The 19,553-nt window shown below is 56.7% G+C and carries 17 protein-coding genes and 1 pseudogene; 8 read left to right on the forward strand and 10 right to left on the reverse strand.

All coding sequences use genetic code 11. The annotated features are described in order from the left end of the window. Positions 1 to 35: 35 nt before the first annotated feature. The 4 genes from AO068_RS18355 to AO068_RS18365 all read right to left on the reverse strand — a co-directional run bounded on the left by AO068_RS18355 (position 36) and on the right by AO068_RS18365 (position 3,302). The gene (locus tag AO068_RS18355; protein WP_058409075.1) at positions 36 to 1,436 is read right to left on the reverse strand and encodes a pyridine nucleotide-disulfide oxidoreductase; all 1,401 of its coding nucleotides are present in this window, start codon (positions 1,434 to 1,436) and stop codon (positions 36 to 38) included. Positions 1,437 to 1,683: 247 nt separating this feature from the next. Further along, positions 1,684 to 1,908 (reverse strand): hypothetical protein, encoded by a 225-nt coding sequence (locus AO068_RS28370; RefSeq protein ID WP_144439789.1) that lies wholly within the window; start codon positions 1,906 to 1,908, stop codon positions 1,684 to 1,686. 192 nt (positions 1,909 to 2,100) lie between these two features. Next, the gene (locus AO068_RS18360) at positions 2,101 to 2,361 is read right to left on the reverse strand and encodes a DUF1652 domain-containing protein (protein ID WP_058400963.1); all 261 of its coding nucleotides are present in this window, start codon (positions 2,359 to 2,361) and stop codon (positions 2,101 to 2,103) included. Positions 2,362 to 2,819: 458 nt separating this feature from the next. After that, positions 2,820 to 3,302, reverse strand: a complete 483-nt coding sequence (locus AO068_RS18365; RefSeq protein ID WP_057403549.1) for a GNAT family N-acetyltransferase — start codon at positions 3,300 to 3,302, stop codon at positions 2,820 to 2,822. 363 nt (positions 3,303 to 3,665) lie between these two features. On the opposite strand from AO068_RS18365, the gene AO068_RS18370 reads away from it, so the two are divergent. The 3 genes from AO068_RS18370 (at position 3,666) to AO068_RS18380 (ending at position 7,332) form a co-directional block, all read left to right on the forward strand. Beyond that, positions 3,666 to 4,610: an alpha/beta hydrolase gene (locus tag AO068_RS18370; protein ID WP_058409076.1), complete on the forward strand. Its 945-nt coding sequence runs from the start codon at positions 3,666 to 3,668 to the stop codon at positions 4,608 to 4,610. 54 nt (positions 4,611 to 4,664) lie between these two features. Further along, positions 4,665 to 5,102: a GNAT family acetyltransferase gene (locus AO068_RS18375; protein WP_058409077.1), complete on the forward strand. Its 438-nt coding sequence runs from the start codon at positions 4,665 to 4,667 to the stop codon at positions 5,100 to 5,102. Between the two features lie 109 nt (positions 5,103 to 5,211). Continuing rightward, positions 5,212 to 7,332: a TonB-dependent siderophore receptor gene (locus AO068_RS18380; RefSeq protein WP_080395056.1), complete on the forward strand. Its 2,121-nt coding sequence runs from the start codon at positions 5,212 to 5,214 to the stop codon at positions 7,330 to 7,332. Between the two features lie 58 nt (positions 7,333 to 7,390). Here AO068_RS18380 and AO068_RS18385 read toward each other — a convergent pair whose 3' ends face one another. Next, positions 7,391 to 7,912 carry a DUF3237 domain-containing protein gene (locus tag AO068_RS18385; protein ID WP_058409079.1) on the reverse strand — a complete coding sequence of 174 codons (522 nt, stop codon included), beginning with the start codon at positions 7,910 to 7,912 and terminating at the stop codon, positions 7,391 to 7,393. Positions 7,913 to 8,136: 224 nt separating this feature from the next. Between AO068_RS18385 and AO068_RS18390 the strand changes: the two genes are divergently transcribed. From AO068_RS18390 to AO068_RS18400, 3 genes are all read left to right on the forward strand, one after another. Beyond that, positions 8,137 to 8,766, forward strand: coding sequence for a TetR/AcrR family transcriptional regulator (locus AO068_RS18390; protein ID WP_058400958.1), 630 nt, complete (start codon positions 8,137 to 8,139; stop codon positions 8,764 to 8,766). 184 nt (positions 8,767 to 8,950) lie between these two features. After that, positions 8,951 to 10,579, forward strand: coding sequence for a methyl-accepting chemotaxis protein (locus tag AO068_RS18395; RefSeq protein ID WP_058400957.1), 1,629 nt, complete (start codon positions 8,951 to 8,953; stop codon positions 10,577 to 10,579). A gap of 140 nt (positions 10,580 to 10,719) precedes the next feature. Next, the gene (locus tag AO068_RS18400; RefSeq protein WP_058400981.1) at positions 10,720 to 11,148 is read left to right on the forward strand and encodes a nuclear transport factor 2 family protein; all 429 of its coding nucleotides are present in this window, start codon (positions 10,720 to 10,722) and stop codon (positions 11,146 to 11,148) included. Between the two features lie 26 nt (positions 11,149 to 11,174). Here AO068_RS18400 and AO068_RS18405 read toward each other — a convergent pair whose 3' ends face one another. The 4 genes and pseudogenes from AO068_RS18405 to AO068_RS18415 form a co-directional block, all read right to left on the reverse strand. Further along, positions 11,175 to 12,056: a CAP domain-containing protein gene (locus AO068_RS18405; RefSeq protein WP_058400956.1), complete on the reverse strand. Its 882-nt coding sequence runs from the start codon at positions 12,054 to 12,056 to the stop codon at positions 11,175 to 11,177. A 138-nt stretch (positions 12,057 to 12,194) separates the two neighbouring features. Beyond that, complete coding sequence (locus tag AO068_RS29740) at positions 12,195 to 13,058, reverse strand: methyl-accepting chemotaxis protein (RefSeq protein WP_404944481.1); 864 nt, start codon at positions 13,056 to 13,058, stop codon at positions 12,195 to 12,197. Further along, positions 13,053 to 13,904, reverse strand: a pseudogene (locus AO068_RS29745) (MCP four helix bundle domain-containing protein); the annotation flags it as partial. The gene AO068_RS29740 and the pseudogene AO068_RS29745, both read right to left, overlap by 6 nt. A gap of 114 nt (positions 13,905 to 14,018) precedes the next feature. Further along, on the reverse strand, positions 14,019 to 14,744 hold the full coding sequence (locus AO068_RS18415; protein WP_058409080.1) for a GNAT family N-acetyltransferase: 726 nt from the start codon (positions 14,742 to 14,744) through the stop codon (positions 14,019 to 14,021). Between the two features lie 567 nt (positions 14,745 to 15,311). Between AO068_RS18415 and katB the strand changes: the two genes are divergently transcribed. Together katB and AO068_RS18425 are read left to right on the forward strand one after the other, a co-directional pair. Beyond that, positions 15,312 to 16,817, forward strand: coding sequence for a catalase KatB (gene katB, locus AO068_RS18420; RefSeq protein ID WP_058400953.1), 1,506 nt, complete (start codon positions 15,312 to 15,314; stop codon positions 16,815 to 16,817). A 61-nt stretch (positions 16,818 to 16,878) separates the two neighbouring features. Further along, complete coding sequence (locus AO068_RS18425) at positions 16,879 to 17,439, forward strand: ankyrin repeat domain-containing protein (RefSeq protein ID WP_058409081.1); 561 nt, start codon at positions 16,879 to 16,881, stop codon at positions 17,437 to 17,439. Positions 17,440 to 17,451: 12 nt separating this feature from the next. On the opposite strand, the gene AO068_RS18430 is transcribed toward AO068_RS18425, so the two are convergent. Beyond that, positions 17,452 to 19,545 carry a hybrid sensor histidine kinase/response regulator gene (locus AO068_RS18430; RefSeq protein WP_058409082.1) on the reverse strand — a complete coding sequence of 698 codons (2,094 nt, stop codon included), beginning with the start codon at positions 19,543 to 19,545 and terminating at the stop codon, positions 17,452 to 17,454. Between the last annotated feature and the right edge of the window lie 8 nt (positions 19,546 to 19,553).

Below are 19,553 nucleotides of genomic sequence, written 5' to 3' on the forward strand. Positions count from 1 at the left end.
TTATGGTGCTGTTTACCCTTCCCTGTAATCGCTGCCTAAACCGCCTGTATGTGAAGCGCTGCCTGCATGAACAAGTCCAGCCCGGGCACCACGGCAACAGCAGTGGGACAGGACAGCCTGCTGGTGACGGCCTCAACCACTGCTCGGCTTGCGTCATGGTGAAACTGCCAGACACCGTAAATACGTCCATTGAAGGCGGGCTCACTGCCCAGATGCGGATCGACGCCAAGCCCGGCCCCCAGACCAAAAAGATACAGGCCCTTCAGTCGACGCCCCTGCTGGTCCAACGGACAGCCGCAAGCGTCGGATTCAAGACCGCCCTTTGTCTCGCGCAGATGGATGAAGTTGCCTTGGGCATCTCTTAGCGTCGGCAGCACGGGTTGATAGCCAGAGCACTGCACAACCACCGCCGATCCGGCAAGCGCTAGCCGGGCCAGCTCGTGGTCATCAGGTCGCCCACCCAACGTCTGCAGCATCTGCACGCGCACGCCCGTCTTGCCGACACGGCCGCTACACAGCGCCTCGCGTCCAATCTCCTGCGCCCGATAGCGCAAGCCGCCGGAGCGGTTGACCCGACCTGATACCGGACACACATCGTGTTGAGTATCGAAAAGGTAACCAGCCGCCAGTGCCTGTTCGACACTTTCGTAAAACAGCCTGATGCGGCTTCGATGAATAAGCGTCAGTTCCTGCAAACCCGCGAACTCCAGTGCATCTGCCAGATTTTCCAGCATTGAAAAGGCACTGTGTGACCCACCCACAATCGTGATTCGCCCTTTACCGGCCAGCGCGGGACCGAACACTTCGCGTAATTGCACCGCATTCATACGCAGCAACCTGTCGGCGCTTTGAATATTCACATTGCCCGGCAACGCCAGCCCCTGCCCGGAGAGAGCGTCAATCAGGTGTTGAGGGTCCTGACGTCCACCCAGATTGAGTACCAGCGCCCGGCAGCGCACACGTCTTTTGCCGTGCGGACCGTCAACGTACAGGTAGAATGTGTCGCCTTCGCTCACCACCTCTTCAATGGTCGTACCGGACCAGACTTTTACTCCGTAGCGCTGCACGATGTGGTCGAGTACCAGCCTGGCGGCCTCGGCCATGAGCAGACCGGCATCAGACAGCTGCGGCGCGCTTTGCGCCTGCGCGTTGATACGCCAATACGCTGCCGAGTTTTCCAACGGCTCGAATACCTCACGCAACGCCGGATCGCGCAGGCAATCGATGAATACATCGCCCACAGAATTGGCGGTAATCCGATACTCTCCCAGCACGCCTGCTCCGGGCCGGTCGCCTGCATCAATGACGATCAATCCTTTCGCGGCAATTCCAGGCATTGCGCCGGTCTTCAGGGCATTGAACAAAAACCCCATGCCGGCGAGCCCAGCCCCTCCGACGACGCAGCCGCAGGTTGTTTCCATACCGTTATCAAACATGATGATGCTCCATCGTCATTTCATACGTTGGTGCAGCACAGAAGTTCTGGATGATCGAGTGCCTGGCTGATCAGGCGAACCAGCGTCCCTGCACGATTCGAGGCGAAACACATACAACCGAACACCGACAAAGGCTCATTCACCGAAGTGATGAGTCGTCATGAAACAGTGTTTTTTACAGAAAGTTACAACACGTAAAACAGGCGGGATCTTGCAGTAACGGAGTGGGCAATAAAACTGCCCAATGCTACCGCCCGTTTTTAAAGGCGGCGTTTTTATCAAGTGGAAAAGCGTGACAATGCGTTACGCATTCAGGAGGCAATCGAATATTTGCAAAGAAACGCAAAAGTGTCAAATAGGCAAAGCGTTGCGCAAACAGTTCAGGGTTGCGCTGTAAGCTGATGATTTCACGGCGCTTGTGCTTTTTAAACCCTTGGCGGGCGTACAGTCCAAGATTGTTAAAAAGTTTCATGAATTTCTCTTATTTTTTTATCGCCCGGCCCTGAAACAGCATGACTCCGGCGCTGTTAAATTGACGAGCGACGGAACGGCGAGTTTTGCCCGGAAAAACTAAAACCCACAACCGCACAAACGACAAGGCCCCGATCAACACTGATCGAGGCCTTGCTGCGTGATGCCAAGGCATCAGGGGGATGAAGCAGTATCAGGCAGCGCTGTAATGCGCTTGTGACGCCCTGGCTTTTGCCGGCTCTTCACGCAACCCGGCTACCAGCGCAGAGATATCCCGGACGGTCTTGATGCGGCTGAGCGGGAGGCTCGTCTGGCGATGGGTGCGCCCGGACACTGGATCGCTTATTTGCACCGTCATCTGATCGTTGGCAATGGTGCAGGTGCAACGCAACGGCAGAAATGCACGTTCAACGATACTCCTGAGTTCTAACTCAGACAGTCCACTCGTAATCATCTCTTTATCTCCTTATGGGTGTAAGCATGTCCCGACCATGACAAATTTTGACAATTTTTATTGTTGATGACCCTTTTAAAAACGGCCCAGACCAGCCCGCCAATTATCTGTCGTCACTCGCGTTATGCTTAGACGAGTTATACACCTCACGCGCACCTTATAGCAACTTCCACAACCGAATAACCCAACCCCTTTTAACGCCGTTCCTTATTGAAGAATCAGCAGAAAAAACGATTCACCGTAATGATTTCCAGCGTACTACCGCCTGACATGAATCACCGCGCACAAACGTGACACCAGAAAACAGCATAAATACTGACGAACGGTCGACGGCCGGGGCGGAGTTATCTGAAAAATTAACCAGACACTGTTATCGAGTCAATTGAAAAACGGGTTAAAGATAAAAGGCACGCCCGGGCCGATGCAACAATGGCCGGGCGTGCCGCCGCATGAAAAACTTACTGTTCCGAGCCAGACAGGCGCAGATGGATCAGCGCCACTCGTGCGCCTTGTTTATCGCGTTTCTCTTCGATGGCGTAAGGGCGAAACCCCATCCGCGGGTAAAACAGCAATCCGGGGACGTTGTGGTTGTAGCAGGATGCAATCAGCTCAGTCGCTTCGTGCTTGTCAAAGGCGATCCCCATCATGCTGGTGATCATGTAGCGCCCTACCCCTTTGGAGCGGGCCTTCGGAGCGATGATCACGTTACCCAGCGAACAGCGGCCGCGAAATTCGCATTGAGAGAAATTGGCAAACCCGACAACTTCGCCATCCATCTCGATGACGGTCGAGTCGTGACGGGTCTCCAGCGCTGCGCTGAGTTGCTCGGCGGTCAGCGGGTAAGTGGCTCTGGGGAACATGTAGAACAGTTCGTCGGCATTCTGCGGCAGTTCGCAAATCGTGGGGATGTCTTTTTCTTCCAGGGGACGGTGATGGAACATGGGCGGTAACCTCTTGAAGAAATTGAAGAAAGCGCGAGTAAACGTCAAGCTGATCAGCGACTCGGGCGACGACAGGTGACAAAAATACAGCGCCCGCTCCATCACAGCATAATCCCCGGCTATCGAAAAAGGCACCTCAATAACGAATTGTGCTAATGAGCGTCTTTGTTGACACTGCATTCGGACCTTCTGGCGCAACGTATTGAAGCGTAGGGTTTTGCGTGTACATCGCGATTGCTCAGTTTGAAAACGTACCCGCCCCCCCTCTGTGCAATATCCTGTAACCCATGTTTGGCGACTCGTCTTGCAACCCTGACGCAGAACCGGCATTTATTTCACTTTGTTGACTGGAACATGCGTCTTATGCCGATTTCGCCCCTGGCTCGCTTCAAGGCTCGTCCGATCAAATGGGTCTGCATGTTAGCCATCATTATCGGCCTCCCGGTCGGCTGTGCAGTGCTTGAGCACAAGGAGCGCGAGCTGGTGTTTCGCATCGAGCCCGGCACCGCAAGCTGGTACAGCGGTCTGCCCGCCGATGTGCAGGAGATCGAACTCAGCGCACCGTCATTTGGACCATCGCAGAATATCCACGCCTGGTGGTGGCCCGCATCGGACAAGAACGCACCGGCCGTGCTGTACCTGCATGGCTCAAGATGGAACCTGACCGGCCAGCTGTTCCGTATCCAGCAACTCAAGGCGCAGGGCTACTCGATACTGGCAATCGATTATCGAGGCTTCGGGCAGAGCATGGGCCAGTTGCCGTCCGAGAAGTCGGTGTACGAAGATGCACGCATTGCCTGGGCACGCCTGAAACAACTGCAGCCCGATCCGCAGCGCAGGCTGATCTATGGGCACTCGCTGGGCGGCGCAGTTGCGGTGGATCTGGCCGCCGAACTGGGCAATGACGCAGAAAAGGACAACACACCGATTCAGGCCCGCGGGCTGATAATAGAATCTACCTTCACCAACCTGGCCGATGTGGCCACCGCACTGGCCAATACCTCGCTGCCTGTGCGCTGGCTGCTGTCGCAGAAGTTCGACTCTCTGGACAAGATTGCAGACATCCACATGCCGGTGCTGATCGTGCACGGCACCGAGGATCGCTACGTACCGGCACGCTTCAGCGAGCAGCTGTTCGAAGCGGCGCAGGAACCCAAGAAACTGATACTGGTGCCTGGCGGTACGCACAACAACAGCATGCAGATCGGCCAGCCCGCCGATAGTAGGGCCATCCGTACGTTGCTCGATACACCCACATCACTGCCCAGGGTGACGACACAGGACCAGCCGGCAAAGAACGCGGGTTAGACATGGCCGGACACGACGCAGTAGTCTCTGGGCTCATCACTCAGGGACCGCGCAATGAACTGCATTGTCGAGTATTCAGATCCGCATCACCGCCTTGCCGTCATCGAGCTGTGGAAGACAGTCTTCAATGACCCCATGCCGCATAACCGCCCGGAGTTGTCGATCGACAAGAAACTGGCTGTCGGGGACCGGTTGTTTTTCGTCGCAGTCATGGACGGCCGCGTGACCGGGACCATTCTTGCCGGTTACGACGGCCATCGCGGCTGGCTGTATTCGGTTGCGGTTGCCCCGCACCAGCGCGGCAAAGGACTGGGAACAGCACTGGTCAGGCACGCAGAACAGGCTCTTGCGGACCTTGGCTGCGTCAAGATCAACCTGCAGATTCATACGTTCAACGAAAGTGTGCAGGCCTTTTATCAAACACTGGGGTACACCCCCGAGCCCATCATCAGCATGGGCAAGCGGATTGACGCCAACGTCGATACTCATTAATGACCTGAGAGGCCCCTGTTTGCAGAGCAACGGGCTCAATCATTTATTTACATGAGAATCAGTATCAAATTACAATTATTGCTATTAACGTCCTTGCTGAGCATTTCCCTTGAGCACCTCCTCCCAATGTCCTCGCCGTCCCGGCTCTTTTTTGCTGTCCGCACTTTCACTGGCGATGTGCGCCAGCGGCGCAGTGCATGCTGCTGAAACCGCAACCTTGCCTGCCACACAGGTATCCGCCGCCGCTACCGAAGGCCGGGAAGGCTACAGCGCAGAAAGCACCAGCACCGCGAGCAAGAGTGATGTGCCGCTCAAGGAGGAGGCACAGTCGGTCAATGTGGTAACACCGCAGACCATCGCCGACTACAACGTGCGCTCGCTGGACGATGCGATGAAGTTTGTCAGCGGCGTCAGCCAGGGCAACACGCTGGGCAACACCAAGGACTCGGTGATCAAGCGTGGCTTCGGTACCAACGACGACGGCTCGGTCCTGCGCGATGGCGTACGCTCGGTGGTATCGAAAAACTTCGGCGCCACCACCGAACGCGTTGAAGTACTCAAAGGCCCGGCATCGCTGCTGTACGGCGCGATGGAGCCGGGTGGCGTGATCAACGTGATCAGCAAACAACCGCAATATGTGCAAAGCACCACGCTCAGTGGCTCGACCTACAGTGAAGGCGGTGGCAGTTTCGGCATCGACACCACCGGCCCGCTGGGCGATTCCGGGCTGGCCTACCGACTGGTGGCGGAACGCCAGAGCGAGGACTATTGGCGTAACTATGGCGTCGACCAGCACACCCTGATCGCGCCCTCTTTGTCCTGGACCGGAGAGCGCGCCAGCCTGACGCTTGCCTACGAATACAACGATTACATCAGCCCGTTCGACCGCGGCACGGTGTTCACGGGTGGTCATCCGGCCGATATCAGCTATGACAAGCGGCTCGACGAAAAATGGTCAAATACCGTGGGCATCAGCGAAACCGCAACCGCGCGCTTCGAGTATCAGCTTAGTGATGACTGGAAAACCCGTCTGACCTACGGCTGGAACAACGACCGCTACAGCCTCTCGATAGCCCAGCCAAGCACATTGTCCAGCAGCGGTGTGCTGCGTCGTCAGGCCAATGGCGGCCACTATGATTATGAAACGCGTTATGCCAGCTGGGACTTCATCGGCAAGCAAGAGATTCTTGGCCAGCAACATGATCTGTTGATCGGTGCCGAGCAGGAAGACTCCGACAAGTATCGCGGCAAGACCTACCGCAACACGGCTCAAAACGGCTTCAATATCTTTTCGCCGGTGTATGGCAGCCTGGCCGAGCCCAGTGTGGTCAGCGCGGCGAACAGCAACCTGAGCAATCAACTGACCTCATCTTCCCTGTACCTCAAGGATAACTGGCACCTGAACGACCGCTGGATCCTGGTCCTGGGTGGTCGCTATCAGCATTATGACCAGTACATCAAACAAGGCCTTGGTGCTAGCCGAGTCACCAATCTGGACAAGAATGACGATGTATTTCTGCCAATGGCCGGTCTGGTATTCAAGGTCAATGAAGACCTCTCGCTGTACGGCAACTACAGCCGTTCGTTCGTGCCCAACGACGATGTGAACGATGACGGCACGACCTTCGACCCGGAAGAAGGCCGTAGTTACGAAGTCGGTGCCAAATATGCACTGGCACCGGCGCTTAACCTCAACCTCGCGGTGTTCGACATCGAGAAGAAAAACGTCGTCACCCCCACTGGCGTGACCGGCGTCAGCGAAGCAGCTGGCAAGGTCGGCTCACAAGGTGTGGAGCTGGATGTGACCGGGCGCATAGCCGAGCGCTGGGACATGATCGGCACCTACGCCTACACCCATACCGAAGTGCTCGATGACCCAAGCAACAAGGGCAATCGTTTGAGTCAGGCGCCAAAGCACACTGCCAGCCTGTACCTCACCCACCACCTGCAGATCCCGTCCGGTCTGGGCGACTGGCATGCGGGCGGCGGCGCACGTTACGTCGGCGAGCGCGCTGGCGATGATGCCAATACCTTCTATATGAGCAGCTACACCGTAGCCGATGCGTTTCTACGCTGGGACGTGCCGATGGCCGGCTACAAGACGCGCCTGCAATTGAACGTCGATAACCTGTTCGACAAGCAGTACTACCCGTCCAGTACCGGCAGCCAGTTGCAGGTCAACGTTGGCGAGCCGCGCACCGCGCGCCTGAGCGCCAGCGTCACCTTTTAACCAGTTGCAACGGGGCAGGCCTGAAAAGGCCTGCCCCACGCCCAACCAAAGGGATGAATCAGGACTTCATCCGGTAAAAACTGATCAGCGTTTCATTGCCTTGAATGTATTCGGTCTTGCCAATGAAGGCGCTCTTTTCCAGCCATTCATTGGGCCCAAGGGAAACCTTGAAGCGCGGCGTGCACGTGCATTGGTAATGGCCGTCACTGATCGGCCAGACCCCATTCTGCAGCTCCTGCTGACCCACTTCGTCCATGAGCAGGACACCCCGGCTTTCAACGCTGATCAATTCACCCAATTGCGTGACCAGGGTGAAACAAGTGTCCACAAAGGCAAGCTCGGATGACAATTCAACCTGCATACAGCTACCGCCAGCCAGCACCGAGCCACTGAAATATTCGGCATGGAACTCACCGCCCAGAATCCTGCTGTTGCTACGCAGTCCATCGCTGCATATGCCCATAAGCACAGGAACGTCGGTCTTCAAAATGACGGTCAGCACTTTCTCAAGCTGAGGCGCCACTGCTGCATTACCACGAAAAGAGCGTTTGACGGGTTTCTTGAAATCGATGACGTTCATGGACCTGTTCACTCCATCGTTGAATCAATTCGGGCAATGGATGGCTGGGTCCAGCCATCGGATTTGCAAAATATAGAGCGCCTCGATCCGTCGGCATTTATCTGCGCTGCCTTTTCCAGTAAGCTCCTTGGAACCGGCTGAAATCGTACCGAACGGTTCAGTTCCAGTCTAGAGAATTTTGCATTTACTGTACTACCCGGTTCACTAAGGGATTGAGGATATAAATGAAGGTGCGTACTGAAGCACGCCGCGAAGCCATCATCGATGCCGCAGCAAGCGTCTTCCTTGAAATGGGCTACGAACGTGCGTCGATGAATGAAGTCACCAAACGGATGGGCGGCTCCAAAGCAACGATCTACAGTTACTTCCCCTCCAAGGAGGAACTGTTCATCGCCGTGGTCAACAGGGTTGCAACCGCTCATCTTGCCGAGGCCGTTTCAGAACTGGCGATCTCTGTCGACAAGGACCCCGATACAGAATTAGACCTGCGAACGTTGTTCACGCGCTTCGGCGAGCGAATGCTCATGGTACTCATCAATGATGACAGCGCGTTGGCGGTGTACCGCATGGTAGTAGCTGAATCCGGGCACTCCGACATCGGTACTATGTTCTATGACTCAGGCCCCAGGGAGTTCCTGCAGACAGTGACGACGCTGATGAATGCGGCCATGCAACGTGGCCAGCTACGTACCACTGACCCGCATATCGCAGCGCTGCAACTCACCTCGCTGCTGACCGCGGAAACCGACATTCGCCTTTATCAGCAAGCACCCGCACGCTTGAGCGTCGAGCAGATTCAGAGCATGGTCAAACGAGCAGTCGATACCTTCATGCTGGGCATGGAAAAGCGCTGATTCACCGGGCTGCGGCAGGCAGCCTTTTTAAATGCTGTTTAAAATGTAAAACCGCCGGTGCACGACATGTTTGCTTACGATTTATCCGGATAACCTGATCCAGACCTTGATTCCAGATTCGTGCCGCACGTAAAGAAATCCCGAAGGCAGGCGATAGCCTATTGCCCACTTCGGAGAAGTAATAATGATCCTGCGAAAACTCAATCTTGCACCGCGTTCGGCTTTATGTTTCGGTATTTTCTGCCTGATGATCGTTGCACTGGGCCTGCTGGCCCTGCGTCAGGCAGCACTTCTCAACACTGCAGAAAAATTCATCGAAACCAACGTGCTGCCCAGCGTAAAACTGCTCGGTTCCCTGGACAGGGAGTTTGTGAGCATCAGGGGCAACAATGCCCGACTTCGTAACCCCCTTGAGCCGCAGGATCGCAGGACCAAGGCACTTAGCGACATTCAACAATCCCGCTCATTGATCGCCAGTCTTTCGGACTCCCTCAGCAAACTGATCGTTACCCCTCAAGGGCGTCAGACGTTCGACGAGCTGGTCAAAGCCAATGTCGACTATCAAAAAGCCCAGGATCGCTACCTGGCCGCTGTTGCAGCGGGCGATCTGGAAGGGGCAGTTGCCATTTCCAATGGCGACATGAAAAGTGCGGCGGATCAGGTCGAAAACACGCAGAAAAAACTCATCGGCATCAACGACAGCAAAGCGCAAAAAGCGGGTGATCAAGCCGAATCTGCTTATCAGCAAACCTTGTGGATGGTGAGTATTTTCATCGCGGTCGGCGTGATTGCTACCCTTCTGCTGGCCTGGATGTATACCCGCAGCCTGACCCAGCCAATCGGTGAGTCGCTGAACATTGCGCAACGCATCGCGGCCAATGACCTGAGCAAAGACATTCCGCAAGACGGCAGTGATGAAGCGGCCAGACTGATCGCCGCACTGGCGTTGATGCAATCCAACCTGCGCAGTGCCCTGACCCTGATCGGCGACTCTTCCACCCAACTGGCCGCCACTTCCGAAGAAATGCACGCTGTCACCGAAGATGCGTCGCGCACCATTCAGCGCCAGAGCAACGAGATCGAGATGGCAGCTACGGCCGTCAACCAGATGAGCGCGGCGGTAGAGGAAGTCGCCAGCAACGCCGCATCGGCATCGGAGGTGACGTCTCAATCGAGCACCGCAGCCATGGCCGGACGTGCGCAGGTCGATGAGACGGTCACGGCGATCAACCTGATGGTCTCCAAAGTGCAGATCACCTCAACCGAGGTGCAGGGCCTGGCGGTCATGGCAACGGACATCAGCAAGGTGCTGGATGTGATCCGCGCCATCGCCGAACAAACCAACCTGCTGGCACTCAACGCTGCGATTGAGGCAGCCCGTGCAGGCGAAGCCGGGCGAGGTTTTGCCGTGGTCGCGGACGAGGTACGGGCATTGGCGCACCGTACCCAGCAATCGACCCGCGAAATCGAACAGATGGTCGGCTCGATCCAGACCGGCACCGGTAACGCTGTTACATCCATGGAGCAGACCAGCGTTCAGGCACACAAGACTCTGGAGATGGCCAATGGTGCCGGCAAGGCGCTGCTCGAAATTACCGAATCCATCAGCCAGATCAACGAACGCAATCTGATGATCGCTACCGCTGCCGAAGAGCAGGCCCAGGTCGCTCGTGAGGTCGACAGGAGCCTGGTCAGCATTCGTGACCTGTCCAGTCAGACCTCCGAGGGTTCCAATCAGACCGCCATCGCCACTGCCGAGTTGTCGACGCTGGCGTCAGGCCTGAACCGTCTCACCAAACAGTTCCGCGTTTAAGCGCTATCGCCGGGAAGCGCGCTTCCCGGCATCTCCCCTTGTCGAATGGCCTGCCCTGATCTAAGTTGTACGACGACAGATGAATTAGTCATCTGCGCGGGCTTCGCTCACATTCAATAATGACAAGAAAAGGGATGAACATGAAAAAGCTGACACTGCTAATGGCGTTTCTGTGCCTGTTTACCGGTTACGCCGCAGCGGCAACTTCAGACGAGACTGATGTTGCCGAGGCGGTAGACAAGCTCACGCAAGCCATGTGGCACAAGGACATAAAGCAACTCAATGCGCTGACCGCCGACAACCTCACGTATGGACACTCCAGCGGCAACATTCAGGACAAGAAAGCGTTCATCGCAGACATCGAAACCGGCAAGAGCGCCTTTAACGACCTGAAGATGCTCAATCAGAAAATCATCCTTTCCGGCGACACCGCTCTGGTGCGCAATCATTTCTCGGCACAGGCAGTGAACAGCGGCAAGGTTGTGCCGACCGAAATCGAGAACTTCCAGATCTGGCAAAAGCAGAATGGCCAATGGCTGCTCATCGGCCGTCAGGCATTCCGCTTTTAACGCATCGGTTCAAGGCGCGGCAGGCGCTACTGCTGCGTGCCGAACATAGCCGTCCAGTAAATCCCTGCGTCACTTTTCGGGTCCATCGCGTAGGCTGCTCCCAGCTCGCGGAAATCAGGGCTCATCAGGTTGGCGCAGTGGCCCGGGCTCAACAGCCAGCCGTCCACTACCTTGCGCGCACTGTCCTGGCCTGCGGCAATGTTCTCACCGACCTGCTGGCCTATATAGCCAGCAAGCTCGGCCCGATCCCCAGGCGTGCGGCCGTCGCGATCCTTGTGGTCAAAGAAGTTCTGATTGGCCATTGCCTGCGAATGACGTTGTGCGGCAGTGCCCAGAACGAGGTTCCAGACCAGTGGCGTGGTAGCAGCGAAGGATTGCGTACCGCACTGTCGCGCCTGGGTACGGGCGTTATTGACCATTTCCAGAATCTTTTGCCCTTCTGCCTGCCAATCGCCAAGACGCGAAGCCACCAGCGAGCGTGCCAGGACAATGCGCCAGTCTCGCCCTTGCCGGCTAACCCCGATGTCGACGAATTGCGGGTCCAGCACTACCCGGCAAAAACTCTCCAGCACCGCTTTAAGTGCCGAGTCAGCGTCATTGGGGCCGGACAGACTGATCGCTTGCACGGTAACCATTGGATAGGAGGCACGCGTCAGCGCCTGTTGCAGATCCAGATTGCCACTGGCGGGCAGCACCAGACGTGCATCGCTGGTCAGTGGCGGCAGTTCCATGGATACCTGCTCGCCACAGCGTTGTGCCTGACCGCGATAGGCGTTGATGGATTCGACCAGTTGCGTTTCATCGCTGGCCAGCGCAGCACTGGAAAAGATTCCAGAGCACAGCAGCGCCATAAATGATAACCATACTCTCGGGAGCGACAGGCGCAGGGTGTTGAAAATGACAGGCATGAAAAGTCTCTCTCGGGCTGAGTCCGCCTATGATGCGCGAAATGACCCGGTCGGGCGCAACGCCTTTTTCATGCCAGTGCGGAATTTAGCCACCGAAAAGGCAAAGACGTGCGCCAGACAGTACCGTGTTGAAACAACTCAAAGCTTGAAGTTGGCGACCAGCGAATTGAACGAGGTGGCCAGTCGCGACAGTTCCTGGCTCGAAGCGCTGGTCTGGTTGGCACCTGCGGCGCTCTGGGTCGAAAGGTCCTGAATGTTGATCAGGTTGCGGTCCACCTCGCGGGCGACCTGGGCCTGCTCTTCGGAAGCGGAGGCAATGACCAGGTTGCGCTCGTTGATGGTCGCCACACCCAGGGTGATTTTTTCCAGCGCGGCACCGGCACGCAGCGCCAGCTCCTGAGTATCGGTGGCCAGTGACAGGCTCTTGCCCATCGCCGCAACAGCGCCATCGGCCCCGGACTGCACGGTGCTGATCATGCCTTCGATTTCCACTGTCGAGGCCTGGGTACGGTGCGCCAGGGCACGAACCTCATCAGCCACCACCGCAAAACCACGACCCTGTTCGCCGGCACGCGCGGCTTCGATGGCGGCATTCAAGGCCAGCAGGTTGGTCTGTTCGGCAATACTGCGAATAACATCCAGCACCTTGCTGATTTCCCGCACGTGCCCGGCCAGTTCTGATACAGCGCCAGTGGACTCGGTAATCTCGTGCACCATGGTGGTGATGCCCTTGACCGTGTGATCCACCTGACCACGACCATCGACTGCATCATCGGTTGCAGCCTTCGACGCTTCGGACGTCGACACGGCATTACGCGCCACTTCTTCAACCGCAGCAGTCATCTGATTCACAGCAGTCGCAGCCTGCTGGATTTCGTCGTTCTGGCGAGTCAGTCCGCGGGTGCTTTCATCGGTAACCGCACTCAATTCTTCGGCAGCAGAGGCTAACTGGTCCGAAGCACTGGCAATTTGTTGAATGGTATTTTTCAGACCGGTCTGCATGTCGGACAGCGCGTCCAGCAGTTGCCCGGCCTCATCACCACGGTCAGAAACAATCGGCTGGGTCAGGTCGCCACCGGCAATGCGCTGAGCACTTGCCACCGCGACCGCCAACGGCCGGGTAATCATGCGGGTGATCAACAGTCCAAGCATGATTGCTACCAGGAAGGCGATGGCCACGCCGATTTCCAGCATCATCACCGAAGAGTTCCGCAGACTGGCAGCGGCCGCAGCACCCTCTTTGATCTGACGGTTGTTGGAATCAATCATGGTACGCAAATAGCTACGCACCTTGGTAAAGCCTTCCGAGGACAGTGTGTTCAGTCGGGTGCGGGCAGCGTCGTTATCACCGGCCCTTATCAGGTCGACGACCTGCTGGGCTCCGGCAACGTAGCCGGGCATCATCAGCTCAAACTGGTCACCGGCGGCACGCTCGTCATCTTCCAGAGGCGTGGCACGGTAAGTCGCAAACACTTTCTGCGCGCGAGCCAGATCTTCGCTCAACGCCTGACGAACACGTTCCCTGTCGGCTTCAGGGACACCGCCATCCTGCGCATCCAGCAAACGGTACAGTCCACGGTTGTGTGCGGTGAGGCTGGTCAGCGTTTCATTGGTGTTGCTGACAGAAACAAGGTTGTTGGAAAAAGTAAGCTCAAGCGCGTTGCCCAAGCGGGTAACCCCGACCATGCCCAGGCCACCAACGGCCAGTGTGATCAGAGCACAGAAAATGAATGCCGAAAGAAGCTTGGTCGAAAACTTGGACTGACGCAGGAAATTCATGGGGCTCACCTGTTGCTGAATGAGGGGCGACATCCGTGCCTGAGAGTGACCAAATAGTCGTGATGTCATAATGACTTCACTCCATTTGGATCGTTCCAACGCACTCCCCACTTTTTGATAGATAGCGCTTGTGCAACTACTTCCGTCTATCAATACAGGTCTGCCTGCGCGACACGCTGGCTGTCAGTGCAGCCTTGACGCTTGCGCAACACCTTCCGGCACGCCAGGGTTTTCAAGACGCTGCTCGGCGAACGCCCTGGCATCCCGGGTCATACGGTCGAGATGACGGTCACGCTGCTTCTCTGCATCGACCATCGCTCTCTTGCCGTGCTGTTTGAGCAGGTACGCATGAATCTGACGCACCTCCACCGAGCTGTAGACCGGAGCGATGTCCATGACCGCAAGCAGGCCGTCCGTTCCGTGATCCAGGGTATTCATGATGACCTGCGGGCCGCGCGCGCCCAGGACCTGGAAGCCCAGCGCCTCGAAATACGCCACCTTGCCCACTACGCAATACAGTTCTGCGTGCGGGTAGCGACCGACCATCTTATTCAGCATCGAGCGTGCAATGCCCTGGCGACGATGGCTTTCGCGCACCGCCATATAGGCCACGGCACAAGCCTGTGGATCATCCTGCACAGGCAGGTACAGTAAAAACCCCAATACGGTTTCCGGGTCCTCATCGTCCAGCGCGACGATCAGTTCGACCGCCAGGTTTTGCGAGCCGTCCATGGCATTCAGGTAAAGATGCACCTCATACCCCACGCCATACTGATAAAGGTTGTACAGCGGATTGCTCGGCGCAATGGCTACCATGCTGATGTCGGTCACGTAGTCCACGACCATCTGCTGGATCTGGCTACGGATGAACTCCGGTGGCGGGGTTTGTAGCAACATGATGGTGGGCATGAGACGAGGGGCTCCATTGAACGAGGTGTGGCTGCACAAGGTGTGGCCACATGATAGCGCGTCAACGCTTTCAAAACCGATAATGTCACTTTGCCGCAGGATAACTTAGTTGTAACTTATACGACGACCTCAGAAGACAATATCAAAAAGCCAGCAATCTTGAATGTCACATTATTTAGTTGCACGATCGTTCCACAATGGGACGCAAGCACTGTATTAATGACGAGCCTTCAAAATGATAATGATTACTATTAACCCTGGATGGCGTGATTAAACGTGCCTTTTATTAATACCAACATTTAATAAAAATTCCTTTATTTTCATTTATATACATAACTAAACCATGATTTTTTATACATTCACCTGTAGCCCGTCTTCCTCATAGCCAAGGAAATTATTCAACTAATTGTGAAAGTTTTTTACTCGGTTCCTCTCCCCTCTCAGTATTTATCTTAATCACCCCGATATATTTTTATAATCACCGCCCTGCCCTCACGCGCCTAAGATTAACCGGCCTACTAAAAATATGAGGGATTCAAAATGCCGTTATTAAACTGGTCCAGACACATGGTGTGTTTGACTGCAGTCGGTCTCGTTACGGTTCCGACCGCCTATGCAGCAGACACCCTGACTCGCGACAATGGTGCCGTCGTCGGCGACAATCAGAACTCTCAGACTGCAGGCGCCCAAGGGCCTGTCCTGCTGCAAGATGTGCAGCTGTTGCAAAAGCTGCAGCGCTTTGATCGCGAGCGTATCCCGGAGCGCGTGGTCCATGCCCGCGGCACGGGCGTCAAAGGCGAGTTCACCGCATCGGCCGATATCAGCGATCTGAGCAAGGCCACGGTGTTCAAATCGGGCGAAAAAACCCCGGTCTTCGTGCGCTTTTCCTCCGTTGTCCATGGCAACCACTCGCCTGAAACCCTGCGCGACCCACACGGCTTCGCCACCAAGTTCTACACGGCAGACGGTAACTGGGACCTGGTAGGCAACAACTTTCCGACCTTCTTCATCCGTGACGCCATCAAGTTCCCGGACATGGTCCACGCCTTCAAACCTGACCCGCGTACCAACCTGGACAACGATTCGCGTCGCTTTGACTTCTTCTCGCATGTTCCGGAAGCCACACGTACGCTGACCCTGCTGTACTCAAATGAGGGTACGCCTGCAGGCTATCGCTTCATGGACGGCAACGGCGTACACGCCTACAAACTGGTGAATGCCAAAGGCGAAGTGCACTACGTCAAGTTCCACTGGAAAAGCCTGCAAGGCATCAAGAACCTCGATCCGAAAGAAGTCGCTCAGGTCCAGTCCAAGGACTACAGCCATCTGACCAACGATCTGGTCGGTGCCATCAAAAAAGGCGACTTCCCGAAATGGGACTTGTACGTTCAGGTCCTGAAGCCTGAAGAGCTGTCGAAATTCGACTTCGACCCACTGGACGCCACCAAGATCTGGCCTGACGTCCCTGAGAAGAAAATCGGTCAGATGGTCTTGAACAAGAACGTCGACAACTTCTTCCAGGAAACCGAACAGGTCGCCATGGCCCCGGCTAACCTGGTTCCTGGTATCGAGCCTTCCGAGGATCGTCTGCTGCAAGGCCGTGTGTTCTCCTACGCCGACACCCAGATGTATCGCCTGGGCGCGAATGGTCTGAGCCTGCCGGTCAACCAGCCCAAGGTTGCGGTGAACAACGGTAATCAGGACGGTGCTCTGAATACCGGTCACACCACCAGCGGCGTCAACTATGAGCCGAGCCGTCTGGAGCCGCGTCCAGCCGACGAAAAAGCGCGCTACAGCGAACTGCCGATCAGCGGCACCACCCAGCAGGCGAAGATTACGCGTGAGCAGAACTTCAAGCAGGCGGGTGATCTGTATCGCTCCTACAGCCCTAAAGAGAAGACCGACCTGGTACAGAGCTTTGGTGAATCGCTGGCTGACACCGACACCGAAAGCAAGAACATCATGCTGTCGTTCCTGTACAAGGCAGATCCGGACTATGGCACTCGGGTAACCGAAGTCGCCAAGGGCGATCTGAGCAAGGTCAAGTCGCTGGCTGCAAGCCTCAAAGACTGATGATCTGATGTCCCGCCCTGGCGTTTCCGACGCCGGGGCGGTTCCAGCCAGGAGAACGCCTGTGAAAAATCTGATCTATGCCTTGCTGCTGTTTGCTGCAGCCGCAAACGCAACACCACCTGCCCCGGCAGCCGCCCCCGAACTGACCGCTGAACAGACCGCCAGCCAGCTGCGCACGCTGTTTTTCGACGCGTCCCGTGAAGGCAACAACCCGATGCTGGACACCTTCATCGAAGCCCATTACGACCTCAACGTGCGTGACGAACAAGGTTATACCGGCCTTATTCTGGCGGCCTATCACGGCCATGAAGACTCGGTGGAACGCCTGATCAATGCCGGTGCGGACCCTTGCGCCAAGGACAATCGCGGCAACACCGCACTGATGGGAGCGATTTTCAAGGGTGAACTGAGCATCGCCAAGCGCCTGGTTCAGGCCGATTGCGGCCCAAACCTGACCAACAATGCCGGGCAGACGGCGGCCATGTACGCGGCGCTGTTCAAACGCACTGAAGTGCTCAAGGCGTTGACCGACCAAGGCGCCGACCTGACCCTCCGTGACAGCATGGGCAACGACGTGCAGGGCCTGTCGAAAGGCGAATTCCAGACGCTGCCTGCCCGCTGACGTTTTTTGGACTCAATCCTTGCGTTCGATCATTTCGTAGATGCGGCTGGCGAACGCGTCCATGGTGAACGGCTTGGTGAGCACCCACATCCCCGGATCCAGATGGCCGTTACCAATGATGGCGTTCTCAGCATAGCCGGTGATGAACAGCACTTTAAGGTCTGGTCGAATGATGCGCGCAGCATCCGCCAGTTGCCGACCGTTCATGCCGCCAGGCAACCCGACGTCGGTCACCAGCAGGTCGATACGCATATCGGACTCCAGCATCTTCAGCGCAGACGCGCCCTCGCCCGCCTCGATCGGGATATACCCCTGATCCTCCAGCACTTCGGCCACCAGCATGCGGATGGTCGGCTCATCGTCGACAATCATCACCGTACGCTCGGTCTGCGCAGGCGCCGATTCGCAAGTCTCGACAGCCTCGACTTCTTCCGGGACCCCAAGGTAATAACGCGGCAGGTACAGGCACATGGTCGTGCCCTGCTCAGGTTCAGAGTAGATACGCACCTGCCCACCGGACTGGCGCACAAAACCGTACACCATCGACAATCCCAGACCCGTGCCCTGCCCGAGTGGCTTGGTGGTGAAAAACGGGTCGAACGCGCGGTTGATAACCTCAGGCGACATGCCGGTACCGGTGTCACTGACACACAGCGACAGGTATTGCCCCGGTGTCAGCTCCCGGCTCTGGGAGCCGCGCTCGTCAATCCACCGGTTGGCGGTTTCGATGGTGATTCGCCCGCCTCGCGGCATGGCATCCCTGGCATTGATACACAGGTTCAACAGCGCGTTTTCCAGTTGCGGCGCGTCAATGAACGTCGACCACAACCCGACCGAGGTCACGACTTCCAGCGTGATGTGAGGTCCGACCGTACGTCGAATCAGCTCTTCCATCCCGATCACCAGCCGGTTGATATCGACCGGCTTGGGGTCCAGCGTCTGTCGACGTGAAAACGCCAGCAGGCGGTGAGTCAGCGAAGCAGCACGCTTGGATGCATCCTGCGCAGCCCCTATATAGCGATCTATTTCAGTGAAACGGCCCTGGCTCATGCGCGTCTTGAGCAGTTCCAGCGAGCCGGTGATACCGGTCAGCAGGTTGTTGAAATCGTGGGCGATACCGCCAGTCAACTGACCAACCGCTTCCATCTTCTGCGACTGACGCAAGGCGTCCTCAGCCTGAGCCAGGCGTTCCTGCTCGCGCAACCGTTCGCTGACGTCGTAGGCAAACAGATACGCGCCAATGGCCTGGCCTTGTGCATCGCGCAGCGTGCTGTAGCGCATTTCGAAGTGGCTGGCCGGATCCTTCGAATCGCTGAAGCTGACGCTTTCGGCAAACTCCTCGCCTGCCAACGCCCGCGTCCAGCGCTGTTTAAGGCCCGCTTTGCTCTGCGGACAATCGTCCAGCAGGTCGAGCATATTGTCGCCTACCTGAGGACGGACGCCAAAAAGACGCTCGAACTCGCGTAGCGCTGAGCCATTGATGGCCATCCAGCGGTAATTGGCGTCGATGACATGGATGAATGCATTGGTGCCATTGACGACATCGGCGAGCACATTGCGCTCGGCGACGGCCTCGACAATACGAGCCTCCAGCGTTTCATTCATCTGCTGTAACGCCAGCTCTGCGCGCTTGCGTTCGGTGATGTCTTGAAACAACACCGCTACCTGCTTGCGGCTGGCCGGCTCGATGCGGAACGCGGTCAGTGCCAGGTAGCGTCCGGTCGCCACCAGCTCGCGCTCGAAGCGGACCGGCTCACCGGTGCGCAATACCTTGCCGTAGAACTCGACCCAGCCATCCGCCTCTTCGCGAACCATCTCGCGCAGCTTCTTGCCAACCACATTGGGAATGCCGGCGTGATACTCGTAAGCCGGGTTGGCTTCAATATGAATGTAATCGCTCAACGGGCCGTGCGGGCCGTCAAAGAACTCGATGATGCAAAAGCCTTCATCCATCGCGTTGAACAGAAAACGATAACGCTCCTGAGAGTGCGCCAGAGCATTTTCGGCCTCCTGACCACTGACGCTCAGGCGCTCTTTAAGCGAGGCGTTTTCCTGCTCCAGAGCCGATAATCGGCTCTGGAGATGTTGTAGATCTGTCGGGGTCACGGCGGAGG

Source organism: Pseudomonas sp. ICMP 3272 (assembly GCF_001466905.1).
Lineage (GTDB): Bacteria > Pseudomonadota > Gammaproteobacteria > Pseudomonadales > Pseudomonadaceae > Aquipseudomonas > Aquipseudomonas amygdali.

What these genes read in the sequence shown, in the direction of transcription:
- AO068_RS18355 (WP_058409075.1), bottom strand. Translation starts at nt 1,436, where the DNA reads ATGTTTGATAACGGTATGGAAACAACCTGCGGCTGCGTCGTCGGAGGG.
- AO068_RS28370 (WP_144439789.1), bottom strand. Translation starts at nt 1,908, where the DNA reads ATGAAACTTTTTAACAATCTTGGACTGTACGCCCGCCAAGGGTTTAAA.
- AO068_RS18360 (WP_058400963.1), bottom strand. Translation starts at nt 2,361, where the DNA reads ATGATTACGAGTGGACTGTCTGAGTTAGAACTCAGGAGTATCGTTGAA.
- AO068_RS18365 (WP_057403549.1), bottom strand. Translation starts at nt 3,302, where the DNA reads ATGTTCCATCACCGTCCCCTGGAAGAAAAAGACATCCCCACGATTTGC.
- AO068_RS18370 (WP_058409076.1), top strand. Translation starts at nt 3,666, where the DNA reads ATGCCGATTTCGCCCCTGGCTCGCTTCAAGGCTCGTCCGATCAAATGG.
- AO068_RS18375 (WP_058409077.1), top strand. Translation starts at nt 4,665, where the DNA reads ATGAACTGCATTGTCGAGTATTCAGATCCGCATCACCGCCTTGCCGTC.
- AO068_RS18385 (WP_058409079.1), bottom strand. Translation starts at nt 7,912, where the DNA reads ATGAACGTCATCGATTTCAAGAAACCCGTCAAACGCTCTTTTCGTGGT.
- AO068_RS18390 (WP_058400958.1), top strand. Translation starts at nt 8,137, where the DNA reads ATGAAGGTGCGTACTGAAGCACGCCGCGAAGCCATCATCGATGCCGCA.
- AO068_RS18395 (WP_058400957.1), top strand. Translation starts at nt 8,951, where the DNA reads ATGATCCTGCGAAAACTCAATCTTGCACCGCGTTCGGCTTTATGTTTC.
- AO068_RS18400 (WP_058400981.1), top strand. Translation starts at nt 10,720, where the DNA reads ATGAAAAAGCTGACACTGCTAATGGCGTTTCTGTGCCTGTTTACCGGT.
- AO068_RS18405 (WP_058400956.1), bottom strand. Translation starts at nt 12,056, where the DNA reads ATGCCTGTCATTTTCAACACCCTGCGCCTGTCGCTCCCGAGAGTATGG.
- AO068_RS29740 (WP_404944481.1), bottom strand. Translation starts at nt 13,058, where the DNA reads ATGCAGACCGGTCTGAAAAATACCATTCAACAAATTGCCAGTGCTTCG.
- AO068_RS18415 (WP_058409080.1), bottom strand. Translation starts at nt 14,744, where the DNA reads ATGCCCACCATCATGTTGCTACAAACCCCGCCACCGGAGTTCATCCGT.
- katB (WP_058400953.1), top strand. Translation starts at nt 15,312, where the DNA reads ATGGTGTGTTTGACTGCAGTCGGTCTCGTTACGGTTCCGACCGCCTAT.